This is a genomic window from Rhizobium atlanticum (genome assembly GCF_030182485.1).
In the GTDB taxonomy this organism is placed as follows: domain Bacteria; phylum Pseudomonadota; class Alphaproteobacteria; order Rhizobiales; family Rhizobiaceae; genus Rhizobium.
Window position 1 is genome coordinate 27,621 of sequence record NZ_JAQJCJ010000028.1, and the last position, 13,953, is coordinate 41,573.

14 protein-coding genes are annotated in these 13,953 nt (G+C 57.8%); 1 reads left to right on the forward strand and 13 read right to left on the reverse strand.

Features of this window, described 5'->3' with window-relative positions:
• The first annotated feature begins 380 nt into the window (after positions 1–380).
• On the forward strand, positions 381–1,337 hold the full coding sequence (locus PH551_RS29050; RefSeq protein ID WP_010030077.1) for an IS481 family transposase: 957 nt from the start codon (positions 381–383) through the stop codon (positions 1,335–1,337).
• Here the strand turns inward: PH551_RS29050 and PH551_RS29055 are convergent.
• From PH551_RS29055 to PH551_RS29115, 13 genes are all read right to left on the reverse strand, one after another.
• Positions 1,334–2,272, reverse strand: a complete 939-nt coding sequence (locus PH551_RS29055; protein ID WP_004678511.1) for an SIR2 family NAD-dependent protein deacylase — start codon at positions 2,270–2,272, stop codon at positions 1,334–1,336. The two genes, PH551_RS29050 and PH551_RS29055, sit on opposite strands and share 4 nt — an antisense overlap.
• A 30-nt stretch (positions 2,273–2,302) precedes the next feature.
• Complete coding sequence (gene nifT, locus PH551_RS29060; protein ID WP_004678514.1) at positions 2,303–2,515, reverse strand: putative nitrogen fixation protein NifT; 213 nt, start codon at positions 2,513–2,515, stop codon at positions 2,303–2,305.
• 4 nt (positions 2,516–2,519) lie between these two features.
• Positions 2,520–2,837 carry a nitrogen fixation protein NifZ gene (locus PH551_RS29065; RefSeq protein WP_004678515.1) on the reverse strand — a complete coding sequence of 106 codons (318 nt, stop codon included), beginning with the start codon at positions 2,835–2,837 and terminating at the stop codon, positions 2,520–2,522.
• A 64-nt stretch (positions 2,838–2,901) separates the two neighbouring features.
• Positions 2,902–3,108 (reverse strand): 4Fe-4S binding protein, encoded by a 207-nt coding sequence (locus tag PH551_RS29070; RefSeq protein WP_008536545.1) that lies wholly within the window; start codon positions 3,106–3,108, stop codon positions 2,902–2,904.
• Between the two features lie 34 nt (positions 3,109–3,142).
• Positions 3,143–4,621, reverse strand: a complete 1,479-nt coding sequence (nifB, locus tag PH551_RS29075) for a nitrogenase cofactor biosynthesis protein NifB (RefSeq protein ID WP_004678520.1) — start codon at positions 4,619–4,621, stop codon at positions 3,143–3,145.
• Between the two features lie 213 nt (positions 4,622–4,834).
• On the reverse strand, positions 4,835–6,523 hold the full coding sequence (gene nifA, locus PH551_RS29080; protein ID WP_018247198.1) for a nif-specific transcriptional activator NifA: 1,689 nt from the start codon (positions 6,521–6,523) through the stop codon (positions 4,835–4,837).
• A 220-nt stretch (positions 6,524–6,743) separates the two neighbouring features.
• On the reverse strand, positions 6,744–7,043 hold the full coding sequence (locus PH551_RS29085; protein ID WP_004678523.1) for a ferredoxin family protein: 300 nt from the start codon (positions 7,041–7,043) through the stop codon (positions 6,744–6,746).
• 12 nt (positions 7,044–7,055) lie between these two features.
• Positions 7,056–8,363 (reverse strand): FAD-binding protein, encoded by a 1,308-nt coding sequence (locus PH551_RS29090; RefSeq protein WP_004678525.1) that lies wholly within the window; start codon positions 8,361–8,363, stop codon positions 7,056–7,058.
• Positions 8,364–8,372: 9 nt separating this feature from the next.
• Positions 8,373–9,482: an electron transfer flavoprotein subunit alpha/FixB family protein gene (locus PH551_RS29095; protein ID WP_004678527.1), complete on the reverse strand. Its 1,110-nt coding sequence runs from the start codon at positions 9,480–9,482 to the stop codon at positions 8,373–8,375.
• A 15-nt stretch (positions 9,483–9,497) separates the two neighbouring features.
• Positions 9,498–10,346, reverse strand: coding sequence for an electron transfer flavoprotein subunit beta/FixA family protein (locus tag PH551_RS29100; protein ID WP_004678528.1), 849 nt, complete (start codon positions 10,344–10,346; stop codon positions 9,498–9,500).
• Positions 10,347–10,522: 176 nt separating this feature from the next.
• Entirely contained in the window at positions 10,523–10,906 is a 384-nt protein-coding gene (gene nifW, locus PH551_RS29105; RefSeq protein WP_004678534.1) for a nitrogenase stabilizing/protective protein NifW, read from the reverse strand.
• 339 nt (positions 10,907–11,245) lie between these two features.
• Positions 11,246–12,442, reverse strand: a complete 1,197-nt coding sequence (gene nifS, locus PH551_RS29110) for a cysteine desulfurase NifS (RefSeq protein WP_004678544.1) — start codon at positions 12,440–12,442, stop codon at positions 11,246–11,248.
• 969 nt (positions 12,443–13,411) lie between these two features.
• Positions 13,412–13,729 (reverse strand): HesB/IscA family protein, encoded by a 318-nt coding sequence (locus PH551_RS29115; protein WP_004678546.1) that lies wholly within the window; start codon positions 13,727–13,729, stop codon positions 13,412–13,414.
• Between the last annotated feature and the right edge of the window lie 224 nt (positions 13,730–13,953).

The window sequence follows — 13,953 nt, forward strand, 5'->3', positions numbered from 1 at the left end:
GCACCCGGTGGCCGATGCGAGGCTTATTTCTGGCGATTCCGGCCGCGGCTCTGCCGCTGTATTGGGAATGGTTTAGGTTTCTTCATAATCGGTCCTTCGCATTGACATTGAGCGAACAGTAATCTGCGGTCGTCGCCGATCTTCCGTCGATCACCTGCGACAGAACCTCGATCCGCTAAAGATCACGCTCGCTCATCGCCATTGATCCCACCCGCAATCCCCTACGCCAGCAAACGTGGGCAGTATGGCATTCGAACTTGGCAGAAACAGAACTTTTTCAATCTGCGGCACTCTAGCTGTGAGCTTCCAATAGGTTGTCCATTCGATCCGGACCGGGAAAGCTGAGGTTGTCGAAGCTTCAGTGATTCTCGGGGGACCGAATGGACATCCATATGAATGCCCGCCTCACGCCGCTCAGTCGAGCGGTAATTGCGCACCGCGTGCTGATGGAAGGACAGCGACCGATGGCCGTCGCTGCGGCTTTCGGCGTCTGCGTGAAGACTGTCTATAAGTGGGTAAGGCGCTATCGACGGGAGGGCGAGGCCGGTCTCAATGATCGCAGTTCCCGACCGCACCGCCTGTATCATCCGACCTCGCAGGCCACCGCCGCCCGGATCGAGACGTTACGCCGCCTGCGCATGACCGGCCAACACATCGCCAAGGAGACGGGTGTCTCGCCAGCCACAGTCAGCCGCATCCTCAAGCGCCTTGGCCTGAACAAGCTCAAGGCCTTGGCCCCGGCTGAGCCGGTGCGGCGCTACGAACGCGACCAGCCCGGCGAACTCATCCATATCGACATCAAGAAACTCGGCAAATTCAACCGAACCGGCCACCGCATCACCGGCGATCGCACGGGGCAGAGCAACAGCCGCGGCATCGGTTGGGAATACGTCCATCTGGCCATCGACGACCACTCACGCCTGGCCTATTTGGAAATATTACCCGACGAGACGCGACGCTCCTGTCTGCGCTTTCTCTTCAATGCTTTGCGCTTCTTCAAAGCCCATGGCGTCAAGGTCCAGCGCGTCATGACCGACAACGGCACAAGCTTCCGTTCCCATCGATACGCCAAGGCGCTGCGGCGGCTCAGCATCAAACACATCCGCACCAAACCCTATACGCCGAAGACAAATGGTAAGGCCGAACGCCTCGTCCAGACCGCACTGCGCGAATGGGCATATGCCAAGGCCTACGAAACCTCGCAGCAGCGCGCCGCCGACCTGCCGCTCTGGCTCCACCGTTACAATTGGCATCGCCCGCACGGCAGCCTACAATCCAAACCGCCCGTCAGTAGCCTCGGCCTGATCAAGGACAACCTGTTGAGGCTCCACATCTAGCCGCTACAGAGATTCGAAGCGGGAGCCGTGCGGCCATGGTCACCATCCGCCTTGCTACCAAATGGTACAAGCAGAGCCGCGGCTTCGCCGATCGGCAGGTCGACCACCGTGATTCCGCTTGCTGCAAGGAAACGGCGCTCGTTTTTGGTAAGGCCTTCCGCATCAAGTACTGCAAAGTGGGGGCCGTGAGAGCGCTTGATGATCTGTCGAGCGTAGATCCGGAGCATCTGATCGTTGAAGCGGCAGCCAATGAAAAGAAAACCGCGATCTATACGCCGTTCTTTCACCATTCCAGGTATTGGCGTCTGGATATCGATTTCGGTTAGGACTTCCACGTAATCGGAATCGGACACCAGAAAGTTCGAAGCTGGTATAACACTGCCGTACGGCGCATAGAGGACCGTCTTTGGCGCTGCGACGCATTCGACGTCTCTCCCGGACAGATCGTAAGTTTTTGTCCAAATGTCGCCGCCGCCGTTTGCACGCGTGACGCCCTGAATCTCGACGACATCCGTTCGACCGGTCTTCGCGAAAGCCGCACGCATTGTCCCGTCGTACCAACCGTCGACGATAAGGGAGAGCGGCAGCGTTGCGAGCCAGTCGTGGAGGGCGGTCGGCGCCACGGGTGCTCCAAATATTTCTGCCATCCAGGCCTGAAGCGTCCGGCGATGCCGTCGCTGTTCAATAAACTGCGCGACTGACCACATATTGCTGCGTATCCTGGAAGGGGCAGGTGTGCGTTCGTTGAGTGCCGCGGAGACGGCTTCCGGGGTGTCCGGTACAGGTGGTTCCGTGGATTGCAGCCGAAGGAGATCCGGACCGAGATAGGGAACGATCCGATCCGCAGCGAGCGCTTCCTGAAGCAGCCTAAGTCTTTTTTCGGCGTCACCGTTGCGAATGATCAGGAGACGGTCCGAGGTCAAAATTTTATTCATGCTGTTTTCTCTTACCTCTCGTTTGCAGCATCAGTCCTCGTCAGGAATCTTCCTTGCGTGGACGGTGATCGGCAGAGGCGTATCCCGCGATAGCTTGGGCAAGACGAGTCTCCAGCCGTTCCTGAGAGTGATCGTGCCGCCCCACATGTCATCAGCCTCGACATCTACGATCGGCTCTTCGAGATCTTTCTTTGGTACGTAAGCCGACAAGCCGGCGCTCGTTCTCCGAATCATTATCTTCATGTCGCTATTCCTCCGTTGGGGGCCCCGCGATTTCAGCAGCGCCGCAAGCAGCGGCGTTGTCTAGACTCGTCAGTTCACGGGCACGCATGCCGACGATAGTGCCACGTTCGACCCATTCGACGGCATAGATGTAAAACTGCTGGAGAAAGGTGCCGATGTCGCGCACATAGCCTTCGTCGCCCTTCCGCACCAAATTTTCCCCAATTTTTTTGCCAGCATAGGTGCCGTCATTCTTTACGTGAAGTCTGGCCCGCACCCGCTCGCCGGGTGTAAATCGTGGAGGCCTGTGGATTTCGACCTCCTGTTCACGTCCAAGGCCCATGGGCATTCCTCCTTGCAGGATATCATTGAAGGCTTCTCCGCAGGAGCCCCGACCATGCTGAAGGTCAAATCGCAGGTGCGGCGGGGACGCAGGTCTTCGGCACGGGGCAAACCTCCGCGCATTGCTGCGTTTCGAAGGTACCCTTGCATTCGGTGCATTTTTCCGGGTCGATAACGTAGATCTCACCTTTGAACCTGATCGCACCGGAGGGGCATTCGAACTCGCAGGCACCGCACTGGGTGCATTGGGACGCTATGATCCTGAAGGCCATTTTTAAACTCCTGAAGATGTTGGATTAAGAGCGCTCACGCCGTCGCCGCTTGTGGTTCGACGCCAAACTTGGCGGCGTAGAGGGTGCCGATGGCGGTCTCGATGTAGTCATAGCAATAAGCATCCGTTGCCCGAACCCCGGCCTCCATGAGCTTAGTCTTAGGGCACTCCCCGATCTTGGCGCATAGCACGACGTCAATACCGACCAGCGCAGTTATGATGCCGTCGAGGGTGGCTTCCTCGCCCCTGCCTCCGAGGCAATACTGTTCGATCTTGCGATGCCCGACGTAGGTGATGCCTCTCGACGAAGCTTCGTATACTTGGAACTCCTTCGCATGGCCGAAGTGCTCGTTGATGCGACCGCCACCCTTTGTCGCGACCGCGACGTGGAGGGACCCATCGCCGGCTGCTTTGACTGTCTCGATTGCCTCGCTCTTGGCGGTCGCGTGATCGCCGCGTTCGCGGGCGATCACTTCCCGATAGGCCTCGCGCTTACGGGCGTCATAGGTGATCTCTCCGGGAAGCTGGTCGAGTGCGAACTCCTGGCCCCGATCATCCCCAAGCAGGCCGACGGCATCGGCCCTACATTGCCGGCAATGGCGCATTAGCTTTGCGCCGCCTTCGAGACGATCCTGGAGCGCCTTCAATTCGAGCGCCCGCGGGCCGCGCTGTCCGGTCAAGCCGTAGTAGGTGCCATGGGCCGGATCGGAAATAAGCGGCATGACGTTGTGCAGGAACGCCCCCCGCTCCTTGACCCATTTATTTACCTCGACCAGGTGTTCGTCGTTGACACCAGGAATCATCACCGAATTGACTTTGGTGATGATGCCGCACGCGGTCAGCATCTCCAGGCCCACCATTTGCCGCTCGTGCAGAATTCTGGCAGCTTCGATGCCGGTGTAACGACGGTTGCGGTAAAAGATCCAGGGATAGATCTCTGCGCCGATTTCAGGGTCAACCATGTTGATCGTAATTGTCACGTGATCGACATTCATGTCGACAAGTTCGGCGACGTGATCCGGCAGCGCAAGCCCGTTGGTGGAGATGCACAGCTTGATGTCGTGGATCTCCCCCGCAACTCGTTCGAACGTTTCCTTTGTCTTCTTCCAGTCGTAACAGGCATCGCCCGGTCCGGCGACACCCAGCACGGAAAGCTGCGGCACTTCGTTGGCGACGGCAATGACCTTGCGCAGCGCCTGGTCTGGCGTCAACTTTTCCGAGACGACCCCAGGGCGGCTTTCGTTGGCGCAGTCATATTTACGATTGCAATAGTTGCACTGGATATTGCAGGCTGGTGCGACCGCGACATGCATGCGCGCGAAATAATGGTGAGCCTCTTCTGAATAGCAGGGGTGGTTTTTGATCTTCGCCCAGATAGCCTGGTCCACGTCGGCCGGTTTTGTGGACACGCCACATGACGAGGATGTGCAGCCACTCGGTTTCGCGGTCGCCAGCAATTGATCCAAGGATGTCGTGCTGGTCGCACTTTCAAGCGAAATCATCGGTGCGGACATTGAGTGCTCCGTTGCTAGTTGACGTCGCCTTTCAAAACGCAAAAGCCATGCCATCCCAAGGACGGGATTTGCTTTAAGAATTTGCGTTTATTGCTCTATTCCGACCGTGTTCGGACACAGACTTGTCAAGCTTCCGACAGTCGACAAAAGAGTTGTCCGTAAGCCACCAAACCAGGCATTGGAGATCGAGAAGGTCCAACATCACCCAGGCGCTTAAAGCTTTTTCACCTCGATGCGATGCTGGCGTAGAGCATAGCCGACCTGACGAGGCGTAAGGCCGAGAATACGAGCCGCTTTGGCCTGAACCCACCCGGCCTTTTCCATCGCCTCGATCAACCGGTCCCGTTGCGTGAGGCGCGACTCCATTGCGGGACAACCGGAACCGTGCGGATCACAAGCCTTGACGGAAGATACCTCGTCCGACGCACCGATGCTCCCGCCCGAGCGCGGCGATGAAGTCGGCATCACATTGCTCCGGGCATGCCCATCGACGGTGATGCCGCCGGGCGACCCGTCGGTTTTCCAGAGGAGCGACGAAAGGCACTGGCTGTTCTTGCAGGCAAAATCAGACGAAACGATCGAGCTTGAACGCGCAAGGGTGGCAGTCCTTCGCACGCAGTTTTCGAGTTCCCGGACGTTACCTGGGAAATAGCATTGCGACATCACCTCGATCGCCGACGACGAAAACGTCAGCTCGCGTTGGTTCTCCTTGTTGAATCGGTCAAGAAGAGCGTTCGCAAGGCGTGGGATATCGCCGGGTCGCTCTCGAAGCGGCGGCAGGACAATTGGAACTACGCTGATGCGGTAATACAGGTCGGCCCTGAATTCGGCGTTTGCAACAGCCATCTCGAGGTTCTTATTCGTGGCGCATATGAGCCGGACGTCGACCGCAAGCGTCTTGGTTCCGCCCACCCTCTCCAGTTCGCCTTCCTGCAGGACGCGCAGCAGTTTGGCTTGAAAGGCGGGCGAAATCTCGCCAATCTCGTCAAGCAGAAGCGTTCCGCCATTTGCCAGTTCGAAGCGTCCGGCGCGCTGCGCGATGGCCCCGGTGAAAGCCCCTTTTTCATGCCCAAACAGCTCCGATTCCAGGACGCCTTCGGGCAGCGCGGCGCAGTTCAATTTGACGAACGGCTTGTTTTTACGAGGGGAAAGTTCATGGATCGCCTGTGCAAAAAATTCCTTGCCGGTGCCGCTTTCGCCCCGCAGAAGCACGGTGGAATTCGTCCTCGCCACCACCGAGACGGTTTCAACCACCTGCTGGAGAGCCGGGCTATCCCCGATAATCCCGTCGATTTTGACGGGTGGATGTCGGCCCGGCGCGCCCCTTTGCGCGATGATCGGCTTCTCCGATCTCTCCTGTTCGCCGATAGGTCGCCGACCCTCCAGGTTCAGGAAACGATGAAGCCTGATCGTCCGACTGACCAGATTGGCGACCATGGTCAGAAAGCGAACGTCCTCGTCGGCGGGGAAGGGGGCGGCGTCGTTCCTGACGCGATCGATCGATATTGTGCCAAGTATTTTATTATCGGCTTTTACCGGAACGCCAATAAAAGAAATTGGGACGGTGCCGCTGCTCCAAGGCGGTTGCGGCTCAGCCTGAAATAATTCGGACTTGCTGACATCCTTTACGATTAAGGGCATACCGGTCGTCGCGATATGGTCGATTACGGCCTTAGGTATAACGCCTCGAGCGGCTGATTGAGAGGATGGGGGGATGTCGCCAGTTGCGGCAATCTCGGGCTGACCTTCAGCGTCTAGAACAACGATTGCTCCGCATCGAATCTGCAGAAAGGAAGAGAGGACGTTCACGACGTTGGCAAGCGTAATCTCTAGCCGGGCGGGGGCAGTCAGTACCTTTGATATCTCGTAGATTCCGCTGCGCTGCGTGCCCGCTTGGCGCATAGGTCCAGCAGGTAGCGCAGATAGGGGTTCCGCTCCATCGACCGGTCGGGCGGGCATGTGGGTCATTATATGGCCTTGGGTTGTCTAACGTTTCTTATAACCCTTGCTTGCATGTATATATAGTAATTTCTAATGCCAATCTGCAACGCGCACCTCTGCAAGTTTCCGATGCGCCCGTCTGCAAACCCAAGTTAGTTCTGAATCGTGGAGTTGCAAACCCTTATCCGAACTTGAAGAGAACGCCGAAACCGCCTCTCGGATAGTTCCACTCGATATCTCCACTTGCCTCGCAGAGTACGCGGCACGTGCCGCACTCCATGCACCCATCGGCGATAACCTCCACTTGGCCCTGGTCATTCAATTCGTAGCACTTGGCCGGACAGACACTTGTGAGGGCATACAGATTTACGCTTGGCCAATCGTGTGGACGCACCCTAATATGCGGGCGTCCGGCATCGACCACGTATCGATTTTGGTAAAGCTTGTCCTCTACGCGTATGTTCGTCACTGCAACCGTCATCTCATCTCTCCTTTATCGCCACGCGCGCGCCAAGCGAACCGCGTCACCAAACAGCCCCCAGCGGGAGCGTGCCTTGATGAAGGTGCCCGTGGTCGCCCGTTCCTTGTCGATCTTCGGGGTGCCATCGACTCGCACAAAGTTCTGTGCGGCCTGCGACAGCAACCTTGGATAAGTCGTGAAGAAATTGCGGGAATTGGTGTGCAGCAGGGCAGGCATGTCCTTGTATTTCCGCAAGTCTTTGATAACGAACGACTTTTCAAGCATCGACTTGTAAAGGGAGAGGTTCTCCTTGACCATCGGCTTTTTGCGATTCTTGATCTGGACGATTGCTTCGCCGGCGATGCGCCCCGACGTCATGGCGAGGTTTGACCCCTCGCGGTGCACCGCATTATTAAGTTGTGCCGCGTCGCCGACGACGACCCAGCCGTCACCAAAAAGCTGCGGAATTGCCTTGTAACCACCTTCTGGAATGAGATGCGCCGCATATTCCTTGACTTCCGCTCCTGCGATCAGCGGCTTTACCGACGGATGGCTTTTGAATTTTTCGAGCAGATCATAAGGACTTTCCATTGTTGCCGCGAATTCGGAGACAAGGCAGCCAATGCCGATCGAGATCGATTCTTTGTTGGTGTAGAGGAAGGCAAGCCCGGCCATGTTGCGAGAGATCGTGCCAACTGCCTCGATGACGCAGCCTTCATTGGCCTTGAGGCCGAACCGCTGGTCAATTACCTCTTCGGCCAGGAAATGCATTTCCTTGACGGCGAGCGCGACAGTTTCCGGTTTTGGCGTGTCACGCAATCCAGCACGCGTGCCGAGCAGCCCATTGACGCCCTCTGCGAGAACGACCACGTCAGCAAGAATCACGTCGCCGGCGCGGTCGGTGCGAACGCCAATCACCTTGCCCTTTGGATCACGAACGAGTTCCGTCACGGTCGTCTCGCATAGAAGCGTCGCTCCGGCCTCGCGCACCTTGCGTGAAAACCATTTGTCGAATTGGGCGCGAATGACCGTGTAGCGATTGTGTCTCGACTCGTTGAAGTCGTCCGACCGGTATTGCATACCGATGTGGGACGAGTCGTCCATCATCCAGAAGCGCTGCTCGACTAAGTGCCGCTCCAGAGGCGCATCATCCCGGAAATCCGGCAGGATTTTCTCCAGCATGTCCGCGTACATGATGGCGCCCTGCACATTCTTGGAGCCCGGATACTCGCCACGCTCCAACTGCAGCACCTTCATGCCGCGGTTCGACATCGTGTAAGCAGCTGCGTTTCCGGCCATGCCGGCCCCGATAACTATGGCGTCGAAGTTTTCCTCAGTCATGGGGCGCCCTCAGTTTGCAAGCTTATCGCGACTGTGCGGCGACAGTCGATGGGTGAAGAGTTCCGTTAATGACGGCAGTAAACGGATCGCATCGGTGACGACGCCGAGGTGGGCGAAATCAAAAATCGGCGCGTTAGGATCGGTGTTAATGGCTAAAATAAGATCAGCTCCCTCGACGCCAACGCGATGCTGGATGGCGCCGGAAATGCCGGCTGCTATGTAAAGCTTCGGCCGGATAGTTTTGCCAGTTTGGCCGATCTGCCGATCAGCAGGCATCCAGCCCTTTTGGACGAGGGGGCGCGAACAGCCATAATCGGCCCCGATCGTCCGCGCGAGTTTCTTCATAAGCTTCACGTTCTCCACCGCGCCGAGACCGAGGCCTCCAGCAACCACGACGTCCGCATAGGCGAGATTCGCCGTCGCCGACTGGCCATCGGACAAGAAACCGAGGACCTTAGTGACGATCTCTTCCTCGATCATCGACACTTTGTGTTGAATGACGCGTCCGATCTTATTATTCCCGCGCGGAGGCATGGCCATGACCCTCGGCCGGACCGTTGCCATCTGCGGCCGGCAGTTGAGCGTGTAGATCGTGCAAAGCAAGGAGCCGCCGAAAGTCGGCCGGGTCGCCGCAAGCGAGCCGTCCGCATCCACATCAAGTTCGGTGCAATCCGCCGTGAGCCCTGTCAACAAGGTCGTCGCCACGGAACCGGCAAGGTCGCGCCCGAGCGTCGTTGCCCCTAAAAGAAGGATTTCCGGTTTGTAGTTAGTAACCAGATCCGTCAATGCTTTGGTGAAAGGCTCATTTCGGTAGTCGGCGAGCAGTGGGGCCTCGACGAGGTAGGCCAGGTCGGCGCCATAAGCAAAAGCCTCGGCGATGGCAAACCACGTGGCCTCTCCCGGTGGTCCGAGAACGACGCCGGCAAGCTGGACGCCCAGCTTGTCGGCGAGCTTGCGGCCTTCGCCGAGCAGCTCGAAGGAGACGGGATGCACCTGATCGCGCTCCAGCTCGATGAAGACCCAAACGTGCCGATGGTCCTTAAACTGATCGGGCAGCTCTTTCTTCATGGCGGCACGGCCAGCGGCTGGAGGAGGGCTCTCTCGATTCGTGCTCAACATCGTCGCTCCTTGCCTTCATTCGCCGTCAAAGGCGAGTTCGCTTTCGAGCGCCGGCTGGCGCAAAAAGATCCCAGCGATCAACTCCTCCGCGAGATCGCGCGGTGTTTTTTCCGCGGTGTCGATCTGCTCCGCCTTTTCCGCCCGCTCAGGAGGGGCAAAGACCCTCTTAACGACGGTTGGCGAGCCACGCAGGCCGCACTTGGTGAGGTCCTCTATGCCAGCGTCGGCCGCATTCCACTTCACGATCTGGCTGCGCGCGGCCCGTAGCGCGTCATCGAGCGAGCCGCGGCGGATTTCGTTTGTGCCTTCGAGCATTGTAATTAGGCAAGGGAGCTTGCTCATCAGCGTCTGCGTGCCCCCTTCCGAGCGGCGCTCCACCGTAATCTCGCGCCCATTGATGTCGACAGAGACGATTTTGGCAACGTAGGTGAGCTGCAGGAGGTCGAGGCGCTTGGCGATGCCAGGCCCAACCTGGGCGGTATCGCCGTCGATGGTCTGTTTGCCCGTAAAGACGATATCGGGCGTACCGAAGGCCTCTCCGATCTTCGCGATGGCTCGCGAAAGAGCAAACGAGGTCGCCAGAGTGTCGGAGCCGGCAAAATGACGGTCGGTCAAGAGTACGGCGCGGTCGGCGCCGTAGGTGAGCGCCTTGCGCAACGCGTCCTCTGCCATGGGCGGCCCCATGGTGAGCACGGTCACCTCGCCGCCATGGCGGTCGCGCAACTGGAGCGCCTCTTCAAGGGCGAACAGATCATAGGGGTTGATGATGGTTGGCACCCCCTGACGCATGATTGTGTTCGTCACCGGATGCACTCGTATTTGTGCGGAGTCCGGTACCTGTTTGATACAGATAACTATGTGCATGGCGGTTTCTTACTCCCTCCCTCTATGGGTGGCGGGCTTGTCAGTACACATGCTTGCGTGCATCATTCGTGCCAACCGTTTGGCGTTCTCTATCACATTGAAATGGCTTCGATTCCGACGTTGCTAGCATATGACTGAATTGTAAGCTTCCCGACATTGTCGTGTCGCAACCGTGCTCACTTCTTTTCGAACGGCTTCAGGAAAGAGTCTAACGGGACAACGGTGCGGCCGGGTGTGACAGGTCTGTTCGGATTGTGGTCCTTGAGCACCTTGAAGACCCGGTGCGAGAGCGGCGCGGAGGTCGCGAAATCACAGTAGGCCCTTTCCAGTATGGCACGGGCACGAGCAGCGATTACCCGGTCTGGGAGATGGGAGAAGTCCTCTGCCGCGAGGTATTGGCCCATACGCTTCATGATATGGAGTCGTGAGACATCGAGAACCTTCGGGTCATAGGGGACCCCTAGGGCTTCGAAGAACTCCTCCGCAGCCGAGAGAGATTTCAGCCGATTGAGGATGTCTTTGACATCGACGGGACTGCTGTCAGCGGAGCAACGGCACATAAGATTCCCCCTGGTCGTGAGCGGTGATCGCGAGATCGTTCTCCCGTAGCTTAAGCTGCAACGTACGGAATGCGTGGTTCGACGCGGCTAGGCGCAAGGCAGTCGCGTTGCAACTGGAGTCGGCATAGGCTGATGGTCGGATGCGATCCACCGATGGTGTCGAGAGATTGATTAAGATGATATGGCGCTGGGCCCCCTCCATGAACACGCATGGGCGGTGAACCGGCGATCTATGTGACTGAGAGCCCCGGCTTTTACCTGATCGTTCATACGATGCCGGTGCCGTCATGCAGGTCGTATCGGTGAAAAGGAATTGCCGTTTCATGAGCGTGCCTGCTCCTACTCCCCTGAACGAACCCGGCTGCTCGTGTCGGCCACGTGGCCGGAACGGGATTGGCTCCGGAGCCTTTCAACGATGCCCGGTAAAACTTCGAGCACCCGGTCGACATCCTCGTCACAGTTATCGCGCGAGAACGAGAAGCGGATTGTTCCGTGCGCCATAGCATGAGGGATATCCATTGCCCTCAAGACATGGCTCGGCTCCAGCGAACCGGAGGAGCAAGCAGAGCCGGAAGAGCAGGCGATGCCATAGCGGTTGAGAAGAAGGAGCATACTGTCTCCTTCGACACGTTGAAAGGCGATGTTCGCCGTGTTCGGCAACCTCTTAAGCCTATCGCCGGTTACGAAGGCGCCTGGAACACGCTGGACAATGCCGTTCTCCAATCGATCTCGGAGCGACTTTAATCGGGTGCTCTCGTCGTCTATTGATTTCAGGGCGAGTTCGGCAGCCTTGCCTAAACCGACAATCCCGGCCGTATTTTCTGTCCCTGCGCGTCGGTCGCGCTCCTGATGACCTCCCTTGATCAGTGAGGAGAAAGATAAGCCCCGCCTGAGATAGAGTGCACCAATGCCTTTTGGTCCATGGAATTTGTGTCCGGACAACGAAAGCATGTCGATTGCAGTAGGTTGGAGGTCCATTGGAACCTTGCCGACCGCCTGGACCGCGTCGGTGTGGAAAAGTGCACCGATTCTCTTGGCCATCTCGGCAAGCTTAGCGACCGGGAAAATGGTTCCCGTCTCGTTGTTCGCCCACATGATCGAAGCAATCGCTACACGATGAGTGAGGGCGGTCTCATAGGCGTCAAGATCGAGACGTCCATGTCGATCCACTGGGATCCTGTGTACCTTAATGCCGCGCGTCTTCTCCAGATGGCCGCAGAGTGTCAGCACCGCTGAATGCTCGACTGCGGAAGTCACGATCTCTGTGCGCTCAGGCATCACCTCCAGCGCCGAAAGGATCGCCGCATTGTCGCTTTCCGTCCCCCCCGAGGTGAACACGATCTCATGATCGAACTCGGCGCCGATCAGCGCTTGCAATTGCCGGCGCGCCTTCCTCACCGCCTCGCGGATAGAGGAGCCAAAAGCGTGCGTCGACGAAGGGTTTCCAAACTGATCCGCAAAGAACGGCAGCATGGCTTCAACCACTTCAGGATCGACTCTGGTCGTTGCATTATTGTCGAGATAGATCGCTCTCATGGGTGGATCTCGACTGAGGGGAAGCGGTGACAATGCTGCGGCGTCTTGCACATGCTGTTGTTTGCTAACCTCGGGCAAGCAGCGCGGGGTGGAGTCGTGCGATGGCGCGTCATGCGATCTTGTTGGCATCGATAACGTCGCATCGCCGCCATCAGTAGGAAGGGAAGAACGTTGTGCGCTCGCGCCTTTTCCAACGGTTGGATTCGCCGCGGCTGCTTAACTAGATGGGTCGCCAGCTTAGCTTGTCGCTGAGAACTGAACTGTTGCAGGCTGCGGCGATTTTTAGACCCTGTCCTACGCGATTGCCGGCTACAACATCGATTTCGACCCTGCCAATTTCTCCAGGCCTCAGATTTCTGTTGTGACGGTCTGATCGTCCTCCTCTGCCGGAGCGAGGCTTTCGACGACCAGTACTGTATAAACCGCTGACACGTCTTCGACGGCTTGAACGAGTGTCGTCCGTCTACTGCCAGATCTAGCGAAGTGAGCGACTTGGTCATGAAATCAAGCCTCTTGACACGCACGCGTCTTCGCTCACCTTTCCTCGGCGCGGAACTGCTTGCAGAGGGAGCGTCTCCTTTGGAATCCTGGCCCGGATGCCCGCCAAAAAATTTTGCTGCCTCAGGATAATCCGTTGATGAGCAGACCTTTTTCTCCGGCAGCAAACCGCTTAAAAAGCCTGCTGTCTCCTGACGGACGTTTTGAGGCGCTTCGGCGGGCTTTAGGGTTATGAGTTCGGCCAGCGCTGGCGAGAAGGCGGTCGCTGGGTTGGAACGCAAGGACGACGGCGTCACCAGAAACGCTCCCACCGTTGGATCGACTCCAATTATCAATTCAGGCCCTCTACCGTAGGAAACTGCCGCGGTCTCGCTGAGGGGATTTTCCTGCACGCCGTCGTTCTTCGGATTGAAAAAGGAAACCATGACCTTTTCGCAATAATTCCGCATGGCTCTCTCGCTTTCTCGGTGATCAGCCGAAGGATTTGCCGCAAGTGCAGTTCTGGTGCGCATTGGGATTGTCGAAGACAAAACCGGAGGTTTCTGGTCCCGTCACGAAGTCGATCGTCATGCCGTTGATGTGTGCTTGGGAGTCTGCGTCAACGAACACCTTGACCCCATTTGTTTCGATCACCGCGTCGCCCTCGCCCTGGACGCTTTCTAGCCCCACCAGGTATTTGTAGCCGGCGCATCCACCTGCCTCGACCGCGATGCGAAAGCCTTCCGCCTGCTCGGCTCGGGAAAGCGTTACGTTCATGATGGCGGCGGCATTCTCTGTGAGCTTGATCATGGGATGATTCCTTTTTGTTCGATGGCGCATTTTCGGATTACCGTGCATGCGTCGTGCCAAGCGGTAAGGAAGGCCAAGAGTTCGATCAGCCCGCGTGTTGTATTCCTGCGTCGTCGAACATCGGAGATCTCGAAAGCGCGCCAACTCCAGAACGTCTGCCCGCGTATCTCCGTCTATCATTTTCGGTTGAGGCTCTCGTTGCCGCCGCACCGAAATCCCAGCGG